We start from the raw sequence: 23,202 nt of genomic DNA on the forward strand, positions 1-23,202 counted from the left end.
AATATTCGCAGATCTCATATTCACAGTACTTATGAACCTAACAGACGAGAGGATTGAATATATATGAAACTGAGTGTACTCGAACATGGACATATCAATGAAGGACGAAGTGTACAGGATACGTTGCAGGAAACGGTGAAACTCGCACAACATGCAGATCAATTGGGGTACTCCCGGTTCTGGATGTCTGAGCATCACGGTAGTGGTGCGCTGTCATTCTCCAGTCCTGAAGTTATGATTGCACATGTGGCTGCACATACGGATCGAATTCGCGTAGGTTCCGGTGGCGTTATGCTTCCTCATTATAGTGCCTATAAGGTTGCAGAGAATTTCCGCCTGCTGGAAGCTTTGCATCCGGGGCGGATTGACCTTGGGATTGGCAGAGCACCAGGTGGCATGCCGATTGCCAGCAGAGCTCTGAATGAGGGGAAATCATCGAATGTACAATTCTTTCCGCAACAGATCGCGGATCTGGGCGGATACTTCGACGAGCAGTTGCCCGAGGATCATCGGTTTGCATCTCTGGTAGCCGGACCATCGGTTCCCACGGTACCCGAAGTGTGGTTGCTGGGTTCCAGCTCCGAAGGTGCGAGAATTGCTGCAGCGCAAGGGACGTCGTATGCGTTTGCCCAATTCTTCGGAACACCAGGCGGCGAAGAAGCGATGAAACATTACCGCAGACATTTCAAGCCGTCCATCTTGAATGACAAACCACATTCAATGATTGCTGTCTCGGCATTCTGCGCGGAGACAGAGGAAGAAGCCACTGAACTTGCGCGCAGCAATGAACTTTTCTTCTTACGCCTTGGACGAGGTCTTGAACAAAGTTCATTCCCATCTCTGGAGACGGTGAACAACTATCCATACACAGCGATGGAGATGGAACAGATTCGTCAACGTCGTTCCTTTTCCATCGTGGGAACACCGGATCAGGTGAAAGACAAAATTACCGCAATGGCTGAACGCCATGAAGCAGATGAAGTCATTATTGCATCAGCGGTCCATTCGTTTGAAGCACGTTTGCGCTCATTCGGCTTGATTGCAGAAGCCTTTGGACTCAAGCAGGACTAATGGTAAGCAAGCGGGAATAACTACTCTGAACAGACTGGAATCTTGCTCATGCAAGGTTCCGGTTATACTCTTGCGTGATCAGGGAGAGGAGAGATTCACATGCGCAGATGTGTCATTAGTGATATTCATGGCTGTTACGATGAATTTAATGCACTGCTTAAGCTTGCAGATTATAATCCGCAGCAGGATGAATTGATTTTACTCGGTGATTATGTGGATCGAGGTCCAAGTAGCAAACAGGTCATCGAACAGATTATGCGGCTTCAGCAACAGCACGATATTATGGTGATCAAAGGCAATCACGATGCCATGATGGTCAAGGCGTTAACCCAGGATGTCGAGCAATATGATCAACACTGGATTCGTAATGGCGGATTACAGACGATGGCAAGTTATCTGGATCTGGAACTTACTTATGATGAGCAACAGATAGATTGGGAAGCTTATGCTGAAGCCAAAAAGTGGATACGTACACACTATGAACACCATCTTCGTTTTCTGGAACAGCTTCCGCTGGTGTACGAGATTCCGGGTTATATTTTTGTGCATGCCGGGATCAACCCGGATATCGAGGATTGGAGAAGCCAGTCCGAGCGGGACTTCATTTGGATTCGTGAATCATTCTATTCCAAACCAACAACGATTAGAGAGACGGTTGTATTTGGACACACCCCCGTGAAGCATTTGCATGAAGAGACAGGCATTTGGTTTGACCCGAGCGGAGACAAAATTGGCATTGATGGTGGTTGTGCCTACGGAGCACAACTGAACCTGCTGGAGATTAGCGAGGACGGCAGTCTACAGACCTTTTTTGTACGGCAAGGGCAGAGCGCGGAAGAGACTGAGATTTAATGTTTTCGTTGCGTATCAGAGTTTCGTATGCTAATTTATAAGGTTGTACGATGGAATAAATAGGATACATACCATATCGACTTGAGGGAATGAACCAAGTTTGGCTATTTTCCAAAATGACTTGCCTGAGAATGATTTGCAATTAATTCGCTGTAAAGGGATTGGAATTTAGCCTTATTAGCGCTATAATCAGTAGGGTATGATTGAAATATGACATATATTTTCTATATAAGTTCAACTAAACTTTTTACACGAGAACGGAGAGGACAGAAAAAAGCTGGAGAAGCGGAGCGTTCGCCTTTATCACCGGATTTTCCCTTTAAAAGGGAATCAAAAAATCTGGGGATAACAGCGATCGGAAGGTTATTCTGTCATCGGAGTGGCAAGTGTAAACATTCTTTGGTTGAACTTATATAAATCAGAATTGACGGAGGGCTATGAATATGGAAAAAGCGTTAATCTTCGGTCACAAAAATCCCGACACGGATACGATCTGTTCGGCAATCGCCTATGCGGATCTCAAAACAAAATTGGGTCAGGACGTTGAAGCTGTTCGTCTCGGCGAAGTCAATGGTGAAACCCAGTTTGCACTGGATCAATTCAAAATTGCAGCACCGCGTCTGATTAAAACCGCTGCAAATGAAGTAAACAAAGTTATTCTGGTTGACCACAACGAGCGTCAGCAAAGTGTAAGCGATATTGAGGAAGTGACTGTTGTTGAAGTTATCGACCATCACCGTATTGCTAACTTTGAGACAAGCGGACCTCTGTATTTCCGTGCAGAGCCTGTAGGTTGTACAGCAACCATTTTGAATAAAATGTACAAAGAAAATGGCATCGAAGTGAGTGCACCGATTGCTGGCCTGATGTTGTCTGCCATTATCTCCGATTCCCTGTTGTTCAAATCCCCGACTTGCACAGAGCAGGACGTAGCCGCTGCACGTGAACTGGCTGCCATTGCTGGTGTAGATGCAGACAGCTATGGTCTGGACATGCTGAAAGCCGGTGCGGATCTGAGCCAAAAAACTATTGCTGAACTGATTTCCCTGGATGCCAAAGAATTCGTAATGGGTCAATCCAAAGTGGAAATTGCACAGGTTAATGCTGTTGACGTGAATGATGTTCTCGTGAAGCAACCTGAGCTTGAAGCAGCTATTGATGCGATCATTTCCAGCAAAGGTCTCGACCTGTTTGTATTTGTCGTAACAGACATTCTGAACAACGATTCCGTAGCTTTGGCATATGGTACATCCACTAAAGCAGTGGAGAAAGCCTACAATGTGACGCTGTCTGATAGCAGAGCTATCTTGAAAGGCGTAGTATCACGCAAATCACAAATTGTACCGGTTCTGACGGAAGCATTCAACACGCTGTAAATCAAACCGATTGGCATATTCATAAGCTGATATGTATTACAAATAAGTAGCAACACCATCCTAGCCTGCTCTGATCCGTAAATGGTCAGGACAGGCTTTTGATGTAGAGGAGGTAGAATCATGATCAAAAATGAAAAGATCAAAGCAGCCGAAGTGCAGCTGACCGGCCTGAATGGTGAAGATCTGGGTGTGATGTCCACGCAGGAAGCACTTCTACTTGCAAAGCAGCATAAAGTAGATCTAGTGTGCTTGTCCTTGATGACAAGTCCACCGCCATGCAAGCTGATTGGAGCTGGAGCGGCCAAAGCAGAAGCGCAGCAGGCGAAGAAAAAAGCGAGTAAATCTCCCGATAAACGTAAAGTCAAGGAAATTCGCTTGAACCTTGCGATGGAGGATCATGACCGGGAGACGAAGCAGTCTCAGGCGGAGCGCATTCTGAAGAAGGGTGATTCGGTAAAACTCGTCATCCAGGTGCATGGAGCCAAAGAAGGAGTTGCAGGCAAGGAGTGGGCTGAGCAACTGAGCAAATCGCTGGCTGAATTCGGTAGCAAAACGACAGGTGTTCAGGTAAGTGGTAAACAGGTTGTTGTGCAACTGGACCCGAATGCGTAAACGGCCAGAAGCGATCCTCGATGTAGCACAAAGGTAAAGCAAATGTCGATATAGTAATGATTTTTTGGATGTAAAAAAGCCCAATGAGGTGGCAGGTTAACTGCTACTGTATTGGGCTTGTTTGTCATCACTTGGATTGAGGTATTGTTCGCAATTGAATGCAAAATCCGTTTCCGTTCCAGTAGTTCAGCTACGTAAATAACGGCTGCCACCAAGTCGTACATATAACTGTCCGGGTAATACAGGCGTAGAACCAGCGGCAATATTATTCTGGCTGTTTTTGGCGAATCGGGATAAATAAAAGAAGTCCGGATAGATCACCATATCCATTAAATAGGCGGAGACTCGGCTACCTGGAACGCGGAACTGATTCAGGGTACGTATAATCTCTTCGCCGCTTGCAATACCAATGCCATGACCATAATACCAGTTCTCGCGCAGCATGAACGTATTCTCTCCCTGCCACTCGGGGGTTTCCGGAGAAACATCCGGATTTTTGAAATACAGCACATCTCCTGGCAGGGCGGTCTCACTACCGTTTTTTTCGGTCAATCGCAGGTCACTGTCATAATGCCAGTCAAAGAGTAACAGATTGCGAAACAGGGAATTAAAGGCGTCTTCGCGAATGCTTCCCAGCACGCCACCGTACAGCACAATAACGGTAGCTGTTGCACACTCAAAAGCATATAAGTGTCCATTCCTCCAGATATCCCGGATGCCGTCGGCGGGGGTCACGTTTGATCTTAGCTCAAACCCACCTTCCGCATTACGATTCCAGTAGGCAGGATTACATCTGGATTTTTCAAAGGATGCAAAACTCACACCGCTTCGATCCAGTCCTTCCGCGGCTTCCACGAGAGAGCCCCTCAAGTCCCATTCAAATCGAAGATGATCCATGGATTGGTACACATACCTCGTTGGACGATTCTGGAGTTGCTGTAACCAATACCATTCAAAATCAGACCATTCCGAGCGGTTCAGCTGGACGGGTTGATTAGCAACAATGATCATGATCCATAACCTCCGTTCCTATTCGAATATTCAACATTGTATAATCGGGAGAGCACGGGTATTGTGTAGTATATGACGATTCATGCAGGGATTTTGCCCGATCTCGTTTATCAATCATGGCATTTGGGGTAGTACTCTATAGATGAAGTTATGTTCAGGTCTATCTATTCATACGGAATACATTCAGATTCTCATAAAGGAGGACATGTAATGTCGAAATCCATTACAGAGAGCCGATCTCTGTTCGAACAATTGTATACGCACGCACCAATCGGCATTGCTGTCGCATCGCATGTAAATGGACGGTGGTTGCAGCTTAATCCTGCATTTTGCGAGATGCTTGCATACAGTGAAGATGAACTGATCGATACTTCGGTCATACATATGATCTACGAAGAAGATCTGCATATGGAGGAATTCCGCAGCAAGTTCTGGGAAATGACTCATGAAACAAGTCCGATGTACGAGACGGAGGTTCGTCTGAAACGAAAGGACGGTTCGTTATTATGGGCAACCATTAGAGCTTGCATTGTTAGGGATGAAACGAATGGTCAGCCATTGTATCTGCTGGTACAGGCTGCTGACATTACGAAACAAAAAGATGCAGAGGAAATCCTCATTGTGCAACGTAAGCAATTGGAAGAGAGCAGTCGCATCTCTCGCCTGCTGGCGGAGTCTTCACTAGACCTGATTGCAATACATGATGCCGATTCAAGTCGTACATTTAAATATGTATCGAATGCATGTAAAACCATGTTGGGCTATGAGTTGGAAGAAGTTATAGGTAAGCCGGGAACATTTGTTATCTATCCGGAGGATGTGCCTTTGGTTGAAGCGTACGTAGAAGAGCAGAGAAAGGGTCTGGCTCCCAAACGGCTCAATTATCGCCTGTTACATAAGGATGGATCTACGGTATGGGCAGATACGATTACGCACTATGTATATGACGATTCAGGTGAATTAATGGAGATGGTCGCCGTAACCCGCGATATCACAGCCAGCCAGCAACAACAGTTAAGCATGCAGGAGTACAGATCGTTATTTGACTGTAATCCCCTAGGTGTGGCTTCTCTTGATCTGGAAGGCAATCTGCTGAAAGCCAATATGGGTCAGGAACAGTTGACAGGACACACCAAGGAGGAGCTGCTGAGTCGGCCTTTTGATCACCTCATTGATCCTGTGGATCTGGAGAAGACTCGATATCATTTTGAGGAAACGGTGAAGGGCAATGCACAGAGCTACGAGATAGGTTTAATTCACAAAAATGGGCAGCGGATTGAAACAAATGTGATTAATGTTCCTATTATACTTGAGGACAAAGTTGTTGGGATCTACGGGATTACGAGTGACATTACTGAGTCCAAACGTTACGTCGAGGAAATCGAGAATCTTAGTTATGAACGGGCATTGATTTTGAATGGCATGTCTGAAGGTGTTATTGGACTGGACCTGGAAGGGAATCTGAACTTTGCCAATCCGGCCGCTGCGGAGATCATGAACTTCTGTCCAAGTGAATTGAATGGCAGACCATTAGAGCAGATGATGATCCAAATGCAGAGCGAAGGCATCCCCTACCCATCCAAGGATACACCAATTCTACAGGCTGTTCGTGAGGGACGAGGTCTGCCACGTACCGAATCCGTATTCTGGAGACAGGATGGGTCCAGTTTCCTGGCGGAGTTCCAATTGAAGCCGATTATGGATCAGGGTAGAACCCGCGGAGCAGTGTTGGTTTTCCGTGATATGACATCTGTTAAGGACATCATACGTGCCAAGGAAGCAGCAGAGCATGCAGACCGGGCCAAGTCCGAGTTTCTCGCCATCATGAGTCATGAGCTTCGTACGCCATTAAACGGCATCATGGGCATGGCCCATCTGTTAATGGAAACCGAACTGGATGATGAACAGAAAGGTTTTGCGGAAATCATGATTAATAGCGGTGAATCCCTTTTGTACATTTTGAACGAAATTTTGGATTTCAGCAAAATCGAAGCAGGCAAAATGGATCTTGAGCGCGCACCTGTAGATATTAAGGCGATGCTGGGTGGGGTGATCGAGCTGTTTGCACTGAAGGCATCAGAGAAAAATATTGAACTCTATTGTGAAGTGTCGGATCACATTCCTGAACGCATTCGAGGGGATGAGACACGGATCCGGCAGATTTTGATCAATCTGGTGGGTAATGCCGTTAAATTCACAGAGCAGGGCCGTATTATGGTGAGCGTAGGTGCTGATTTCTCAGATGAGCATGGTCAGGATAACCTGATGTTGACCTTTAAGGTGAGAGATACGGGGATTGGCATTCCAATAGAAAAGCAGCATCAGTTGTTCCAATCCTTCTCACAGCTTGATCCGGCCATTAATCGTAAGTTTGGCGGGACAGGTCTAGGCCTTGCGATCAGCAAAAAACTGGTAGAATTAATGGGCGGAGCGATTGGTGTACAGAGTGAGATCGGTGAGGGGGCAGAATTCCAGTTCACCCTCGTAGTGGAGCGGTGGTTAGAGGAAAGTAATGACCCGATTGAAATCACCACGAATGATGAACTGCAATTGGATCGAGCGAGTCTTGCCCATGACATCAAAATTTTGATTGCTGAGGATCAAGCGGTCAACAGTCATCTGTTGGAGGAGATGCTACGCAAGTTTGGCGGAGTCTGTGATATCGTTGAGAATGGTGCACAGGCCGTCGATTCATTGAACAAGGTTCAATATGACCTGGTGTTTATGGATATTCAAATGCCCGTTATGGATGGGATTGAAGCGACCTGCCACATCAGACAGAGCCACCCAGACATACCGGTTATTGCAGCGATTACAGCTTTTGCAGGCGCCGGTGACCGTGAGGAGTGTCTGAAATGCGGGATGCAGGACTTTATCAGCAAACCGTTTCATTCCACGGAGATTAGCCGCGTATTAAATACATGGGTTCCATATATCCGCTCTCAAAGGGTAACGTAACGGAAAAATAACCTGCGCCTTGAAATTCAAGGTACAGGTTATTCTGTCATTTACGACCAGCCTCCGATTAACCCGGAGAGGGTTACGCATTCATCATCTTCCAAATCTGCAATCAGAGTGAGTTCTTCGTTGTCTTGTGGATCAACGGAGAATAATTCACGGCGTCCGTCCTCATGCACAATAATGACTAACTGCTGGCCGCCCTTTGTATCAAACTGGTACTTAACTCCGATACCAGGTAGTGGGCATTCGCGGATATTCATGAAACCTGTCACCTCTTTAGCTTTGCTTAATAAAAAATTAACCGTTCACACAGTACGGATGTATTCTACTATCCATAACACCGTTTGGCAAGTCACAAATAAAATTGGTGTGAAGAATTAATTTTTTCCGCGATATGAACTTGCACTGTGGCGCTGTCTGGCCCGCCTGCGACGAACAAAAAACCACATGAGCAGAGCAGCGATTAATAATAGACCAATGACTGCAATGATGATGATATTCCGGATATTAGGAACCTGTACAGTCAGATCCAGTTTATTCATCTGGAGGGGTGAAACGTGCCAAATGAGCGTTTTTCCGCCATCCTCTACTTGATCGGCATTGGAATCGGCTGCCTTGATGGGCAAAGACAACTTGAAGTCAAAGTTAACATCTTTTAACAAGAGGTTTTTAAGAAAGCTAGGCACCTTGTTAATTTGATTTTTGATCTCACCATCGGGCATGGACTCCATGAGGTCGGCTTCTGCTGTAATGTGCATCTTGGAAGTGAAGAAGCCGGGGGAAGTTGTTTGTTCAACTTTGATCCCTTGTGGTAACTTGGACGTATCAAAGCTGGTTTTATTGCTTTTTTCATAATGGGTGGTCGCTGTGAGCTGCTTCTGATCTCCCTGTTCCGAAACCTCTGCCTGGAAGTTATTTCGATTCAATGCATCTGCGATCAGAGGCATGAGATTGTCTTGTCCAATTTTTCCAAGAGCGGAGTTCTTTACGTTGAGATTGAGATCCAGATCCGTTGATCCATCCATATTTACCGTTAGATGGGCTTCTCCATCAGCACAGGCGGTCAAAACAGATAACATAAGGGCTAATAAAACAGTAAGAAATAGCTGACGTAAGGGAATGCGAGTTGACATGTCTTTCAACCTTTCTGCGTAAAAATCCAAATTCCATTTCATAGAAGTATAGTATACACCGTAAGCATGGCGGATGAAACTTTGCACCGTGCAGCGAGGTACGTATGATTTAGTGTGATCGGGGAAATAATCCATTTATTAAAATTAAAGATTTCGTATTTTTGTCAATGTTCGGTCAATTCAAACGGCGATTCACCGTGTACACTAGTAGTAGTGTGATTAATATACGGAAGCAGGGAGGTTACATTCATGACATATATCATTATTATGGCCGTTATTATGGTCGTGGGCATGGTCGGAATGGGCTGGTTCTATCAGATTATGGATAAAGACCAAAGCTAGTATTGTTTAAATGTGAAAAGAAGAGAGACAACCTATAAGCTGGCTTCGCTAACGCGAGGCGGGCTTATTTGTGTGGGGAAAATTTTTGAGACGCTGACCTTACATTAGCACGTAATATATGTAACCATTCATGTTGCACAATTTGACCGATGGACAAATATTTTTCGTAAAGATGGGATTTTTTAGCTGCTCTTTTGTATAATAGGGGGTAGTTTAACTCGGGATACTCCCGAAATTCTGCCAAACAGGAAAGGGTGTACATAAATGAAATTTAGTGAGTATACGTATACACGTCCGAATCTGGAACACATCAAGACATCTTTCCGTGAGCTGTTGAGCGGTTTTGAAGCTGCGGCAACGGTTGAAGAACAGAGTGGGTTCATGGATCAGATTAACGCGCTGCGCAGTGATTTTGAGACACAAGCCCAATTGGTCTACATCCGTCATTCCATTGATACCAATGATGAGTTTTATAAGGCTGAGAACGAATTTCTGGATGAGAATGCACCGATTGTACAGGAATATATTACGGATTTTTACCGTGCATTGGTTAACTCCAAATTCCGCAACGAGTTGGAACAAAAATGGGGTTCACAGCTGTTCCAACTGGCGGATCTTTCACTGAAGACATTCAGCCCGGAAATTATTGAAGAACTCCAGAAGGAGAACAAACTTTCGACAGAATACAATCAGTTGATCGCATCGGCCAAAATTCCGTTCGAAGGTGAAGAGCGCACGTTGCCACAGCTTCATCCATTTGAACTGTCCACGGATCGCTCCATGCGGGAGCGTGCTTCGGAAGCCAGATACACGTTCATGGCTGAACATGAAGCTGAATTCGATCGCATTTACGATGAACTGGTTAAAGTGCGTACACAAATCGCGAAGAAACTGGGTTATCCAAGCTATGTGGAACTCGGCTATGATCGCATGAACCGTACGGATTACAACGCCGAGATGGTTGCTAATTTCCGGGCACAAGTTCGTGATTATATCGTGCCTGTGGCGACCAAGCTCAGAGAGCGTCAGCGTAATCGGATTGATGTGGAGACGCTGTATTATTACGATCAGGGCTTCAGCTTCAAGACGGGTAACCCGACACCTAAGGGTGACGCGGACTGGATTATCGAACATGGTAAAAAAATGTACGCTGAATTATCACCAGAGACGGATGCATTTTTCCAGATGATGACCGAAAACGAGCTTATGGATCTGGTAAGCAAAAAAGGTAAACAGGGCGGCGGATATTGTACGTTCCTGAACGATTACAAAGTGCCGTTTATCTTCTCCAACTTCAACGGTACATCCGGTGATATTGATGTATTGACACATGAAGCAGGTCATGCTTTCCAGGTGTATGAGAGCCGTGATTTTGCAGTGCCTGAATACAACTGGCCGACATATGAATCGGCTGAGATTCATTCCATGAGTATGGAGTTCTTCACATGGCCGTGGATGCAGTTGTTTTTCAAGGAAGATACGGACAAGTACAAGTTTGATCACCTGTCTTCCGGTCTGTTGTTCATTCCGTATGGTGTAGCTGTGGATGAATTCCAGCATTTTGTGTATGCGAACCCGAGTGCAACTCCAACGGAGCGCAAGCAGGCATGGCGCAACATTGAGAAGACCTATCTGCCACACATCAATTACAAAGATAATGCGTATTTGGAGCAGGGTGGTTTCTGGCATAAGCAAGGTCACATTTTCTCATCGCCATTCTATTACATTGACTATACGTTGGCACAAATCTGTGCATTCCAGTTCTGGAAACGCAGCAATGAGGACATGAAGTCCGCATGGGCCGATTATCTGACATTGTGCAAAGCGGGAGGAAGCCTGTCCTTCACCGGATTGGTTGAACTGGCTGGATTGAACTCTCCATTCGAGGATGGCTGTGTATCCTCCGTAATTGGTGATATTGAGGCATGGCTTGACGGCGTGAACGATAAGGCGCTGTAAGCCTTCGTAAGGATGCTTTTAGTGTAAGTACCTTTGGTAAGGTATAAGTAGTGGATAAAGCTTTAAGATAGATAAGTAAGACGGCTTGGAGACCTTCGGGTGTCTGGGTCGTTTTTTTCATTGCGGGGAAAAATCAACCTCAAGTGTAACATTTATCGGATTCATTGTGATTTATTTCACTATATCTGAAAACGGATTCAGTTACAATGGAGATAGTAAATCAGGGGTTACAGGAGGCTGGTTCAAATGGCAACACATGCATATTATGTTCCGCCCGTGAACTTGATGGGTAGAGGTTGTTTACAAGAAGCAGGTCAGATGATTGAACAGATGGGTATCCGCAAGGCGCTGGTTGTAAGTGATCGTCAATTGATTACTTCAGGCGTTGCTGAACAGGTACTGTCTATACTAAGAAAATCAGGGTTAGACTATGTAGTATATGATGAGGTTCAGCCTAATCCAACATGTCAGAATGTACATGATGGACTACAAGTGTTCCAGGATCATGGCTGTGACGCCATTATATCGATAGGCGGAGGTTCACCGCAGGATGCTGCCAAAGGCATTGGCATTGTAACTACGAACGGTGGGCATATCCGTGAATATGAAGGATTTCATCAATCGAAACATAAGTCCGTGCCACTTGTGGCTGTTAACACAACGGCTGGCACATCGAGCGAGGTGACAATTAACTACGTGATTACAGATGAGGAACGAAAAGTAAAGATGGTGATGGTGGACCGCAACAGTCTGGTCTCCCTGTCGGTTAATGATCCGGAGCTGATGCTCAGCAAACCTGCAAGTCTCACAGCGGCCACAGGAATGGATGCGTTGACACATGCCGTAGAAGCGATGGTTACACCGGGTGGATTTACAGTGACAAGTGCGACAGCAGCAGCAGCTGTTGAACTGATCTTTGAATATTTGCCAAGAGCCGTGAGAGACGGCAGTGATCTGGAAGCGCGGGAACATATGACGTATGCGTGTTTCCTTGGCGGGATTGCTTTTAATAATGCGGGTCTGGGTTATGTCCATGCGATGGCGCATCAACTGGGTGGCGTATATGATCTGCCGCACGGTGTCTGTAACGCAATGTTACTCCCTTATGTGGAAGAGTTGAACGCCAAGCATGTACCCGGCAAATTCCGTCATATTGCTAAGGCAATTGGTATGGATGTGAAGGGTAGAAGTGATGAGGAGTGTTCCGATTACGTCATTGAGGCTATACGTCAGCTATCGAAGGAAATCGGCATTCCTGAGAAACTGTCTGAATTGGGTGTAAAAGATCCCGATGTGGAACTGCTTGCTGATAACGCGATGAAAGATGCCTGTGCACCAGGCAATCCCTATCAACCGTCCAAGGATGAGGTGATGGAGCTGTTCCGCAAAATTATATAAGTGAGAACGTATCGAGTCGGAGGGGATCCGGCTCTTTTTTGTTTTTCAAATCTCGGATATTGTATCTACGCCTTTGGGCATCTTCACAAATGGTGTTCAATGCGTAATAATGTAGGTCGGGCCATTGGCAACATATGACATCGACATCAGGAGGCATCATGAGACTTAGTACAAGTAACCTAAACACCTATATTAAGCAATATGAGACTTATTTAAGCGTGGAGCGTAATCTATCCCTTAAATCCATTAAAGCCTATCTGTCTGATCTCAACAGACTTGTAGAATGGCTTAACACTAAAAATATCCATGATGTAACCAGAGAAAATCTAAGAATGTATCTGGAACAATTAAACAGTGAGCATACACTTAAAGACTCGACCATTAAAAGAAAGTACATATGCTTTAAAGCATTTTTTAGTTATTTGGTTCAAAGCGGTGATATAATCGAGTCCCCAATTATTGGTTTCGGAAAAAAATTCAAAACGGCAAGACGTATTCCAAAGACACTTTCTGTCAAAGAGGTTGAAAAGTTATTAAATGCACCACAAGAGCACATGAAACAATTGCACACGAGTTTTAGAAGAAGAATCAACCTTCGCAACGATGCTATCATTGAACTGCTCTATGTTATTGGAATTCGTATTGGAGAACTAGTGAATATTGATATGGAGCACATCGATCTCGAAGAGAGAACCGTGTTGATTTTTGGAAAAGGTCGTAAGGAGCGGCTGCTCTACATCTCAAGTAGCGAGGTCATCCATAAAATTAAAACATGGTTGCATGCCCGCGAACATTTCGACCCCCAATCTGATGCTCTGTTCCTCAACAAATATGGTGATCGACTCTCCATTTACTCCATTGAGGATATTTACTCTAAATACAGGGACTTATCTAAAGTTAGCAAAAAATCAACACCTCATTACCTCAGACATAGCTTTGCTACACATCTGCTGAACAATGGTGCAGATTTACGATCAGTCCAAGAAATTCTCGGACATACCAATGTCAGCACGACCCAAATATACACAGAAGTGTCTGTTGAACGGAAGAAGGATGTGCTGTCGAGGTTTAATCCGAGAAATAATCTAAAAGTGTAGAGAAAAACCTCCAAATAACTATAAATTATTTGGAGGTTGCAGTAGTGTTAACGAAAAGACAACAACTTGTAAAAGAAGGAATTCAAGAAGTTTTTAATAATGATCGAATAAACATCGTTCATTTAAGCGGTCCTCCTGGAATTGGAAAAACATTTTTGGTTAAAAAATACCTTGATGAAATCATAAATTCTTATGAAGATTGGAAAGGGTATCATATTGAAGGCAATAAAGGAGACATCGATGCCTACTCTACCATTATTCATTCAGAAACATCGAATCGAATAAATGAGAATACTGGAACAAATTTCAATTTAGGATTTAGTATTCCTTTGGTATTTTCTGTCGGGTTAACGAGCGCATTCAAGAGAAAAGAAATTTTTGATTCAAAAATAGATTTCTTTTTAAGACAGCTTAGAAAATCTTCAGAAAGTAATATTGTTATTGTCGCAGATAGTTATGAATACTGGGACAAACACTCTAAATCATTTATAGAAGCCATAATAAGTCGCAAACATTTGCTAAAAAGTAAAAACATTAGACTTGTAATTATTACAAATGAAGAAGATCGTGCTAAAGTGACAGACATAAGTTTTAAGAATTTTATAACATCAGGAAAACATTACAAATTAATTGCTCCTGAAATTAATGAACTAACTGAGATAATTAGTTTATTAGGGTATAAATTATCTCTTTCTCGAAGTGAACTTGATACTATTATGTCATTAAGTGGAGCAAACATTGATTTTATCAACATGGTTGTAGATGGACTTTATAACGATCAACAAGCAAAGTTATATCCAGATGAAAAAGGTTTTAGTATAAATGAAATTTTGGAAAATAGACTGAGGATTTTTGGTAATAAAGAGAAAGATGTTAATGACATTTTGAAAGCATCTTCGGTTATTGATGGTGATTTTAACACGGATGAGGTTAGTTACCTGTGTGATGAAAAATATGAAACAGAAGATTTGCTCTCCCAGTCTTGCACATATCTTTTGTTAAAAAAAGGAAACCAATTCGCGTTTTCAAATACTCTAATCCAGAGTTTTTTTTATGATAAAGCAACCGAAACCCAATCTAAATTTCATTACAAATACTACAAATATTTGAAACAGAATAGGTCGGAAAGTTATTCTTTACGAGCTTTACATCTATCATCGGCAAACAAGGAAAAAATATACTAAAGAAATTGTTGGATTGTTTGCATTAGCTTATTGCCGCAGTATTGCAATATCATGGATACCTGATGATCAAATATCGATTAAACAAACTTTGAATGAAATCATTCAAAGCGACATTGAATTAAGCCCTCTTATTAAAGATTTAGACTATCTGTTTAAAGCCTGTAATCAGTATTTGGCCCAAAATTATCAACAAGCAAACAATGAACTGCAGAATATTTCCGACTCAGGATCATCATTGTTATTGAGAGCTGAGGTATTACGTATGCAGCTGCTGGTTTCGCTGATGCTCAATATGAACACAAACCATGTAAGAAAATATGTTAAGTTATTATCTTACTTGTTAGAAGAGCTAGAAATAGAAGAACCTGAACAGTGGGCTCAATGCTCCTTCGCACTATTCTCTACGTACACAAACAAACTTGGAGAGTTCGATAAAGGTGAAGAGATGGCATTTAAATTACTAAATTTTATTGATAAACAAGGTAACAGGCCGTTCTTCAACTATATGCGTAATATTATGTATCGAAAATCATTTTTATTTAGGTCCGCTTTAATGTCTAAAAGAAATATTTTAGATAGTGTAGAATATTTTGAAGCTGCGGATGATTATGTCCAGTATTATTTCTCACTCTGTAACTATGGAGGGATTTCAATTGTTTTAAACGAATTAGATGAAGCCATGTTACATTTGGAAAGATGTTTGCAACTGGTGTCTGAACACGATTATATTGAATTTCTTCAATAGGAAAAATTAACAATAATTTATTTTTAGCGAGATTCCTTTCCAAACTACGCCCAGCTAAAATAAACAAAAATCTTACTCAAGAAATGATAGAACAAAGTATTATCGATTTCGAAAGTAAGATTTCGTTTACACCTAGCGAGAAAGATGCAATTATGTTAATAAATATTGCTAACCTGCACTTAATCAATAAGGATTACACTCGCTTTGAAGATATCTTAGTTAGCTTAAAAACACAGATTCTTATTAACAACGAAGATCAATTTTATGATTATTATCTTACCAACTTGGAACTAATTAAAAGTTTACTTCAGCACGATTGGTTATTGGCTGAAAAACTGTTAGCTGAACTTAAGAACAAACTGCCAGAATTTCATAAGAAAAATATTAAAAAAATGAAAAACAGAATAATTGCCCTGGAAAAAATGATTGCAGCACAAATTATGCTTGATCCTCTCCTGCTTGATCAATGGGTATATGATCATAGTGCATGAAGATGATGCTTGCCAGTTTTATTGTAGATTGTTTCTCTTTTCAGATCTTCAATTTTCATCTTTATGAGTCGTAGTTCTATCTTAATTAGAATTGGCTGATAAAGCGATAATGGAGCTATATATATCATGGTAATTAAGACCCAGCTGTTCATAAGCGAAAGCAAACGAACTATGCTGGGTCGTATACGGCGAAGCGGCAATATCCATTAAGTAAGGCACTCCTTGATTATTTATTCTGAAGTCTACTCTCCCATATCCTTTTAGTCCTACCAGCCTTCCAATTTGTGTAGCCGTAGACCGAATTTTTTCAACAACAGATTTCGGGAACTCTTTATCTAAAGAATAGAAGCCATAACTATCACTATAAGAGTGAGCGTAGGTTAGAATTTCTTGCCCTACATGGTTCTCACCATCAATTGAAATTCCAACTGGATTCATTGCATAAGGTTTACTTGATATAAGAAGTGGTACTTCACATTCAAACCCTGAAATGAATTCTTGGACTAAAAGAGGAGTATTTTTTTCTAAACTCTCTCTTGTTATTTCCAACTGAGACTCTTGATTATATTTTTTTATAGACGATTTCGAAAGTCCTATGCTCGCTGATTCATGCATCGGCTTTATTATTATATTTGTTTCTACCAACGGCTGGGCGCCGTTAAGCCAAGTATGAACCGGGTCATATACCCAACTATTTGGAACTTTAATTCCATGGTTATCTAAGTATTTTGTATACATATATTTAGCTCTACTAAATGAAATTACAAGTGCATCTGACCCTGTATACGGAATTGACATAAGGTCACAAAACGAAGGAATAAGTGATTTTTTTCCTGTATGTTGACCATTTCGCGATAGATTGTAAACAAATCTCTTATTTCTATAAGAGGATTCTTTCAGAGTTGTTAGAATAAATTCAATCTCGTTAAAGAAGGGCTCAACAAAAAAGCCAGCATTCTGAATTCCTGTTAAAACTTCTTCAAATTCTTGATTGAAAAACTCGTTGTTTGTAGAGTAACTCATCAGGCTATTATTTATTTCTCTAGTTTTGGAACGTGTATTTGTTAAAAGAGATACGTTGAAGTTTGCTCGAAGCGATTCAACTTTTGGTTTCAGATCTTTAATTAGATTTTCGATTTCTTTCACTACTGCAACCTCCAAATAATTTATAGTTATTAGTATGTAAATTCCTGATAGATTGCTTTGGCAAATCTGATCATAACTTCTATACTACATCTATCTATTCGACACATTTCTATATATTCCTCTAAAAATTTACAAATTTATTGCCGTTTTCTGATTCGTAAGACCTGCATTTTTGATTTATAGGTTTATGGGTCTAGTAGTGTCACACTTTTACCATGAATTTTCCAAAAGGAGTTTACTTCTCTTATATCGAATACAATATGAATAACAGCGGCACGAGAAAGGGTAATCTTACCCGCAACTTGATGTCGATGTTTTCCAGTAAGATTCCCCAGTCCGTTTCGTGTTTAATGTTAAATAGGAGTAGACTATTTCATTGTTCACGAGCTACACCTTAAGTTCTGCATCTAAACATTCACCTCTGTAAGACAGTCAAGCAATTCTACACCAGCATCATCTCTATTTCAGGCTTTACAATCCAAGAAGTTCAACTGCAACAAAGATTCACCGGTTACACATCTGTACAGCAAGCTCCTAATCAAGACAACAGTGTCCACACAACAGAATATCGATTATGGGCTCTGAAATGAATCAGAACGAATGCACGTGGAGGAGGCTGTAATGATGGCGAAAAAAGAAGTTGTAGCGATGCTACTTGCCGGAGGGCAAGGTAAGAGGTTAAAAGGATTGACCAAATCACTGGCTAAGCCGGCTGTATATTTTGGGGGCACATACCGAATCATTGATTTTCCGCTGAGTAACTGCTCTAATTCTGGTATTGATACAGTTGGTGTATTGACTCAATATGAACCACTTGTCTTACATTCCTATATTGGCATTGGCAGTGACTGGGATCTGGATCGGAAAAACGGCGGGGTATATGTACTTCCTCCACATGAACGTGAAGACGGTAGCAACTGGTACCGGGGTACAGCGGATGCGATCTTCCGGAACCTGAACTTTATTGAACAATTCGATCCTGAGCATGTGCTCATTCTGTCAGGGGATCATATCTATAAGATGGACTACGAAAAAATGCTCCAGTATCACAAAGAAAAAGATGCGGATTGCACCATATCGGTCATTGATGTCTCATTGGAAGAAGCCAGCCGGTTCGGAGTGCTGAACACCAACGATGACTATAGCATTTATGAATTTGAAGAAAAACCTCCTGAGCCCAAGAGCACACTCGCTTCCATGGGTATCTATCTCTTCAAGTGGGATGTACTGAAACGTTTCCTGATCCAGGATGAACAACAGGCATCCACCTCCTATGATTTTGGTAAAGATATTATTCCTTTATTGCTTGAAAATAAAAAATCCTTATATGCGTATCCATTTGAAGGTTATTGGAAAGACGTAGGTACCATTCACAGTCTGTGGGAATCCAATATGGACCTGTTGGACGAAGACACACCGTTTAATCTGAATGATCCGGACTGGCGTATTTTCACACGTAATCCGAACCAACCTGCACAATACATCTCACCTTCGGGCAAGGTGCGGAATTGTATTATTAGTGAGGGTACTGTAGTGCATGGTGAGGTCAATCATTCTGTTCTGTTCTATGGAATTGAAGTTGGCGAGAACAGTGCTGTCATCGATTCGGTCATCATGCCAAGAGTGAAAATCGGGCAAAATGTGAGCATTTACCGAGCTATTATCGCAGAAGGATTGGTTATTCCAGATGGAACACAGATTTCGCCTGCACCGGGAGATGAGAGTGATATATTGCTCGTGGATCAGGAAGAACTGGAACGCCAGCTTCGCCAAGGAATAACCAGCAAGGCCTAATTGAAGTTAAAAGGACGGTGCATGCGATGAAACAATTGATCGGAGTTATTAACCTTGACCATGAACTTGAAGAATTGAAGGAATTGACGTATTTTCGCTGCGGAGCCGCGGTGCCTTATGCCGGGCGTTACCGTCTGATCGATTTTGTTCTATCCAATATGATGAATGCAGGCATTGAGAGTATTGGTGTATTTGTACGGCGAAAATATCGCTCGTTGATGGACCATCTTGGTGACGGTAAACCTTGGGATTTGGATCGCAAGCATGGGGGTATGTTTATTTTGCCACCAGACTGGAACGATCCAACAGATACATCACAAGGGGATTTGCAACATTTCCATAACAATTTGGACTTTTTCCACAGAGGGGCAGGACAATATGTTGTGCATGCGGGCAGTCGCCATGTGACCAAAGCAGACCTCCAGGATGTCTACAGGTATCACATCAGTAAAGGAGCCGACGTTACACTGGTCTGCAAAAAAGTAGATCAGCTGCTGCCTGAGCATGACGCCTGTGTCAAAGTTGAACATGACGGGGACGGTAACGTGGTGGACATTCACCAAAGCGCTAATCACCCGAATATATATACAGAAATTTTCATCATGGAAAAAGAATTGTTCTTGCGCCAGGTGCAACGCTGCATCGATCATGGCGAGAGCCATTTCTTCCGGGATGTCATTCAAAAAAATCCGGATGGATTGAATATCGCTGCGTATGCATATGATGGCTATCACGCAGTCATCAATTCCATTGACAGTTATTATCGCAACAGTATGGATCTGCTGAACACAGGGCAATATGAACAACTTTTCAAGGAAGATCCGATCCAGACCAAAATTAAATACGAAGCGCCTGCCAAATACCTGGATACCGCCGATGTTAAACATTCACTTCTCGCGAATGGCTGCATTGTTGGTGGAGAGGTGGAGGACAGCATTCTGTTCCGTGGGGTACAGGTGGCCAAGGGTGCCAAAATAAAAGGTTCCATCATCATGCAGAAATGTTACATTGGTGAGGGGACGGTACTTGAGAATGTCATTCTCGATAAAGACGTGAAGCTGACCGGAGGACAGACGCTGATCGGCGACCCGTCGAATCCATACATTTTAGCGAAAAGTACTATTATCTAATGCCCACACGTAACCGATATCTTCTATAAATATATATAAAATAAAAATCCTGTAGGATGGATTTAAGGTTCATACACTTTCTAAGCATCGGGTACCATTGCTAGAGCTTTTCATACGTGCAAACGTAGTGGAGGGGACGAAATCGAATCTGAAGCGTAGCGTTCGCCTAAAAGCTTTCTGCAAGAAAGCTGCTTCGAAAGCATATGCTGGCTTCAAATTTTACCTTGAATATATAAATTCAACTTAAACATTTACACAAAACGGAGAGGACAGAAATAACCTGAAGAAGCGCAGCGCTCGCCTTTATCCCCGGATTTTCCCATTTTAAAAGGAATCAAAAAAATCTGGGGATAACAGCGATCGGAAGGTTATTCTGTCATCGAAGTGTCCAGTGTAAATATTCTCTAGTTCAATTTATATGAACCGCCACCATCCTGCAGGATTTCCCCGGGAGGAACCTACTTTTGTTTGACAACAAGGAAACGTTCAAGAGTATATTTACACGGAATCTGGTCAGCAAATTGGGCAAACCGATTGAAGAAGCAACACAGGAAGACGTGTACCATGTACTGGGAAGCATGATTCGTGAATATGCAGGCCAGGATTGGGCAGCGTCGAATCAGGGGTTCAAGCAGCGCCAGGATAAACAGGTCTATTACTTCTCGCTGGAATTCCTGATTGGACGTCTGCTCGGCAACAATCTGTTGAATGTGAATGAATTGGAATTGGTGCGTGACAGTTTAGCTGAGCTGGGCTTCTCCTTGGAAGAGATAGAAGAACAGGAGGCGGATGCAGGACTCGGTAATGGAGGTCTGGGACGACTCGCTGCTTGTTTCCTGGATTCACTCGCATCACTACGATATGCAGGACATGGTTGCGGAATTCGATATAAATACGGGTTGTTTGAGCAAAAAATCATCAATGGTAATCAGGTAGAGTTACCCGACAATTGGCTGGATAAGGGCAATGAATGGGAAGTCCGCCGTCCAGACAAAAAGGTGGAAGTACAGTTCTGGGGCCGAGTAGAAGCTCATGAGCAGGATGGAGAATATCAGTTTGTTACAAAAGATGCCGAATCGGTTGTCGCTATACCCTATGACGTGCCTGTCATCGGTTATGGTCAAACCCATGTGAATACATTGCGTCTATGGAGTGCCGAGCCAAAGCGCGAGACTTCACTCGACACCCCTTCGAACTACTACGGTTATCTGGATTATAGCCGATCGGTTGAATCAATCTCGGAATTCCTGTATCCGGATGACTCTCAGTATGAAGGAAAGTTGCTGCGATTGAAGCAGCAATACTTCATGTGCTCAGCAGGTGTACAGAGCGCCTTACGTACGTTCAACAAGCTGGAGCTACCGTATGATCGGTTGCCTGATAAAGTGGCCTTCCACATTAATGACACGCATCCAACCTTGGTTATTCCAGAACTGATGCGCATCCTGATTGATGTGAAGGGGTATGGCTGGGATGAAGCATGGGATATCACAACCCGTACTGTATCGTATACCAATCATACAACGCTTAGTGAGGCGCTTGAGAAGTGGCCTGTATCCATGATCAGCAGGCTGCTGCCACGAATCTACATGATAATTGAAGAGATCAATAAACGCTTCTGTGGCATGCTGCTGGACCGGTATCCGGGAGATCAGGATCGCATAGGGCATTTGGCGATTGTTGCAAACGATCAGGTACGGATGGCACATCTGGCGATTGTAGGCAGTCATAGCGTGAATGGTGTTGCTGCTCTGCACACCGAGATTTTGAAAGAGCGCGAGATGGCTCCGTTCTATGAACTGTATCCAGAGCGTTTCAATAACAAAACGAATGGTATCACTCACCGCCGCTGGTTGATGCATGCCAATCCGAAACTGTCGGATCTCATCACGGATACAATCGGTAACGAATGGATAACAGAGCCGGGCAAGCTGGACCAGTTGGCTGGTTTTGCGGATAATACATCATTCCAGGAGCAGTTCCGTTCAATTAAGCGGGATAACAAAGAGCGGCTTGCTGCGTATATTCTGGATCATACCGGGACAGCAGTGAATCCGGATTCCATCTTTGATGTACAGGTGAAGAGACTACACGGGTACAAACGTCAACTGTTGAACATTCTGCATGTTATGCATCTGTATAACCGGCTTAAGAATGATGCTTCGTTTGATATGGTACCACGTACATTCATCTTTGGTGCCAAGGCAGCGCCGAGTTATTATTTTGCCAAGAAAATTATCAAGTTGATCAACAACGTGGCTGACACGGTGAATCGGGATGCGGCCGTGAATGACCGCTTGAAGGTATTTTTCCTCGAAAATTATTCCGTCTCTCTTGCAGAGAAGATCATTCCCGCTGCGGATGTTAGTGAACAGATCTCAACCGCAGGCAAGGAAGCTTCCGGTACGGGCAACATGAAATTTATGATGAACGGTGCTTTAACGATTGGCACGATGGATGGAGCCAACGTGGAGATGGCGGAGCAGGTTGGGGAAGAAAATATGTTCATCTATGGTCTGCGTGCAGACGAAGTACTTGAGTATTATCGTTCCGGCAGCTATCGTCCGAATGAGATCGTGCAGCACGATGAACGCATTCGCGAGGTCGTGGAGCAACTGGTGCATCCAGGTGCATTCTGTTATCGTGACGGGGAGTTCTGGGATATTTATGACTCCTTGCTGGCCCATGGTGATGAATACTTTGTATTGCGTGATTTTTCTGCTTATGCAGACGCGCATGCAGCGATTGACCAGGCGTATCGGGATATTCCGGGCTGGACTCGGAAAGCGATATTAAACACGGCACATTCCGGCATATTCTCCAGTGATCGTACCATTAGTGAGTATGCGACAGATATCTGGGGTGTTCATCCCGTGTCCGGGAACTGGAAAGGTTAAGAA

The 23,202-nt window shown here is 43.1% G+C and carries 18 protein-coding genes; 14 read left to right on the forward strand and 4 right to left on the reverse strand.

Features of this window, described 5'->3' with window-relative positions; all coding sequences use genetic code 11:
* Window positions 1-63: 63 nt before the first annotated feature.
* From NST38_RS12885 to infC, 4 genes are all read left to right on the forward strand, one after another.
* Complete coding sequence (locus NST38_RS12885; RefSeq protein ID WP_076249596.1) at window positions 64-1,071, forward strand: LLM class flavin-dependent oxidoreductase; 1,008 nt, start codon at window positions 64-66, stop codon at window positions 1,069-1,071.
* 99 nt (window positions 1,072-1,170) lie between these two features.
* Window positions 1,171-1,923, forward strand: a complete 753-nt coding sequence (locus NST38_RS12890; RefSeq protein WP_076249595.1) for a metallophosphoesterase family protein — start codon at window positions 1,171-1,173, stop codon at window positions 1,921-1,923.
* A gap of 443 nt (window positions 1,924-2,366) precedes the next feature.
* Entirely contained in the window at window positions 2,367-3,299 is a 933-nt protein-coding gene (locus NST38_RS12895) for a manganese-dependent inorganic pyrophosphatase (protein WP_017688903.1), read from the forward strand.
* A gap of 120 nt (window positions 3,300-3,419) precedes the next feature.
* The gene (gene infC, locus NST38_RS12900; RefSeq protein ID WP_047842654.1) at window positions 3,420-3,911 is read left to right on the forward strand and encodes a translation initiation factor IF-3; all 492 of its coding nucleotides are present in this window, start codon (window positions 3,420-3,422) and stop codon (window positions 3,909-3,911) included.
* A gap of 186 nt (window positions 3,912-4,097) precedes the next feature.
* Here infC and NST38_RS12905 read toward each other — a convergent pair whose 3' ends face one another.
* Window positions 4,098-4,922: a protein-glutamine gamma-glutamyltransferase gene (locus NST38_RS12905; protein WP_076249594.1), complete on the reverse strand. Its 825-nt coding sequence runs from the start codon at window positions 4,920-4,922 to the stop codon at window positions 4,098-4,100.
* Between the two features lie 210 nt (window positions 4,923-5,132).
* Here NST38_RS12905 and NST38_RS12910 point away from each other — a divergent pair, with 210 nt between their 5' ends.
* Window positions 5,133-7,880 carry a PAS domain-containing hybrid sensor histidine kinase/response regulator gene (locus NST38_RS12910; RefSeq protein ID WP_076249593.1) on the forward strand — a complete coding sequence of 916 codons (2,748 nt, stop codon included), beginning with the start codon at window positions 5,133-5,135 and terminating at the stop codon, window positions 7,878-7,880.
* A gap of 50 nt (window positions 7,881-7,930) precedes the next feature.
* Here NST38_RS12910 and NST38_RS12915 read toward each other — a convergent pair whose 3' ends face one another.
* Together NST38_RS12915 and NST38_RS12920 are read right to left on the reverse strand one after the other, a co-directional pair.
* Window positions 7,931-8,143, reverse strand: a complete 213-nt coding sequence (locus NST38_RS12915; protein ID WP_076249592.1) for a hypothetical protein — start codon at window positions 8,141-8,143, stop codon at window positions 7,931-7,933.
* A 117-nt stretch (window positions 8,144-8,260) separates the two neighbouring features.
* On the reverse strand, window positions 8,261-9,016 hold the full coding sequence (locus NST38_RS12920; RefSeq protein ID WP_179088655.1) for a DUF3153 domain-containing protein: 756 nt from the start codon (window positions 9,014-9,016) through the stop codon (window positions 8,261-8,263).
* A gap of 606 nt (window positions 9,017-9,622) precedes the next feature.
* Here NST38_RS12920 and NST38_RS12925 point away from each other — a divergent pair.
* The 6 genes from NST38_RS12925 to NST38_RS12950 all read left to right on the forward strand — a co-directional run bounded on the left by NST38_RS12925 (window position 9,623) and on the right by NST38_RS12950 (window position 16,232).
* On the forward strand, window positions 9,623-11,317 hold the full coding sequence (locus NST38_RS12925; protein ID WP_076249590.1) for a M3 family oligoendopeptidase: 1,695 nt from the start codon (window positions 9,623-9,625) through the stop codon (window positions 11,315-11,317).
* A gap of 246 nt (window positions 11,318-11,563) precedes the next feature.
* Complete coding sequence (locus NST38_RS12930; RefSeq protein WP_076249589.1) at window positions 11,564-12,715, forward strand: iron-containing alcohol dehydrogenase; 1,152 nt, start codon at window positions 11,564-11,566, stop codon at window positions 12,713-12,715.
* A gap of 158 nt (window positions 12,716-12,873) precedes the next feature.
* Window positions 12,874-13,812 carry a tyrosine-type recombinase/integrase gene (locus NST38_RS12935; RefSeq protein WP_143781214.1) on the forward strand — a complete coding sequence of 313 codons (939 nt, stop codon included), beginning with the start codon at window positions 12,874-12,876 and terminating at the stop codon, window positions 13,810-13,812.
* A gap of 44 nt (window positions 13,813-13,856) precedes the next feature.
* Window positions 13,857-14,996: a hypothetical protein gene (locus tag NST38_RS12940; protein WP_341343973.1), complete on the forward strand. Its 1,140-nt coding sequence runs from the start codon at window positions 13,857-13,859 to the stop codon at window positions 14,994-14,996.
* Between the two features lie 13 nt (window positions 14,997-15,009).
* Entirely contained in the window at window positions 15,010-15,741 is a 732-nt protein-coding gene (locus NST38_RS12945) for a hypothetical protein (protein WP_341343974.1), read from the forward strand.
* 83 nt (window positions 15,742-15,824) lie between these two features.
* On the forward strand, window positions 15,825-16,232 hold the full coding sequence (locus tag NST38_RS12950) for a hypothetical protein (protein ID WP_341343975.1): 408 nt from the start codon (window positions 15,825-15,827) through the stop codon (window positions 16,230-16,232).
* Between the two features lie 81 nt (window positions 16,233-16,313).
* Here NST38_RS12950 and NST38_RS12955 read toward each other — a convergent pair whose 3' ends face one another.
* Entirely contained in the window at window positions 16,314-17,378 is a 1,065-nt protein-coding gene (locus NST38_RS12955) for an ATP-grasp domain-containing protein (RefSeq protein WP_341343976.1), read from the reverse strand.
* Window positions 17,379-18,002: 624 nt separating this feature from the next.
* Here NST38_RS12955 and NST38_RS12960 point away from each other — a divergent pair.
* The 3 genes from NST38_RS12960 (at window position 18,003) to NST38_RS12970 (ending at window position 23,199) form a co-directional block, all read left to right on the forward strand.
* Entirely contained in the window at window positions 18,003-19,172 is a 1,170-nt protein-coding gene (locus tag NST38_RS12960) for a glucose-1-phosphate adenylyltransferase (protein WP_076249585.1), read from the forward strand.
* A gap of 26 nt (window positions 19,173-19,198) precedes the next feature.
* Entirely contained in the window at window positions 19,199-20,302 is a 1,104-nt protein-coding gene (gene glgD / locus NST38_RS12965) for a glucose-1-phosphate adenylyltransferase subunit GlgD (RefSeq protein WP_036608765.1), read from the forward strand.
* Between the two features lie 464 nt (window positions 20,303-20,766).
* The gene (locus NST38_RS12970; protein ID WP_076249584.1) at window positions 20,767-23,199 is read left to right on the forward strand and encodes a glycogen/starch/alpha-glucan phosphorylase; all 2,433 of its coding nucleotides are present in this window, start codon (window positions 20,767-20,769) and stop codon (window positions 23,197-23,199) included.
* Window positions 23,200-23,202: the final 3 nt, after the last annotated feature.

Source organism: Paenibacillus sp. FSL H8-0104, from assembly GCF_038050215.1.
Classification (GTDB): Bacteria; Bacillota; Bacilli; order Paenibacillales; family Paenibacillaceae; genus Paenibacillus; species Paenibacillus amylolyticus.

What these genes read in the sequence shown, in the direction of transcription:
- NST38_RS12930 (WP_076249589.1), top strand. Translation starts at nt 11,564, where the DNA reads ATGGCAACACATGCATATTATGTTCCGCCCGTGAACTTGATGGGTAGA.
- NST38_RS12905 (WP_076249594.1), bottom strand. Translation starts at nt 4,922, where the DNA reads ATGATCATTGTTGCTAATCAACCCGTCCAGCTGAACCGCTCGGAATGG.
- glgD (WP_036608765.1), top strand. Translation starts at nt 19,199, where the DNA reads ATGAAACAATTGATCGGAGTTATTAACCTTGACCATGAACTTGAAGAA.
- NST38_RS12920 (WP_179088655.1), bottom strand. Translation starts at nt 9,016, where the DNA reads ATGTCAACTCGCATTCCCTTACGTCAGCTATTTCTTACTGTTTTATTA.
- NST38_RS12890 (WP_076249595.1), top strand. Translation starts at nt 1,171, where the DNA reads ATGCGCAGATGTGTCATTAGTGATATTCATGGCTGTTACGATGAATTT.
- infC (WP_047842654.1), top strand. Translation starts at nt 3,420, where the DNA reads ATGATCAAAAATGAAAAGATCAAAGCAGCCGAAGTGCAGCTGACCGGC.
- NST38_RS12960 (WP_076249585.1), top strand. Translation starts at nt 18,003, where the DNA reads ATGGCGAAAAAAGAAGTTGTAGCGATGCTACTTGCCGGAGGGCAAGGT.
- NST38_RS12925 (WP_076249590.1), top strand. Translation starts at nt 9,623, where the DNA reads ATGAAATTTAGTGAGTATACGTATACACGTCCGAATCTGGAACACATC.
- NST38_RS12935 (WP_143781214.1), top strand. Translation starts at nt 12,874, where the DNA reads ATGAGACTTAGTACAAGTAACCTAAACACCTATATTAAGCAATATGAG.
- NST38_RS12910 (WP_076249593.1), top strand. Translation starts at nt 5,133, where the DNA reads ATGTCGAAATCCATTACAGAGAGCCGATCTCTGTTCGAACAATTGTAT.
- NST38_RS12895 (WP_017688903.1), top strand. Translation starts at nt 2,367, where the DNA reads ATGGAAAAAGCGTTAATCTTCGGTCACAAAAATCCCGACACGGATACG.
- NST38_RS12950 (WP_341343975.1), top strand. Translation starts at nt 15,825, where the DNA reads ATGATAGAACAAAGTATTATCGATTTCGAAAGTAAGATTTCGTTTACA.
- NST38_RS12915 (WP_076249592.1), bottom strand. Translation starts at nt 8,143, where the DNA reads ATGAATATCCGCGAATGCCCACTACCTGGTATCGGAGTTAAGTACCAG.
- NST38_RS12885 (WP_076249596.1), top strand. Translation starts at nt 64, where the DNA reads ATGAAACTGAGTGTACTCGAACATGGACATATCAATGAAGGACGAAGT.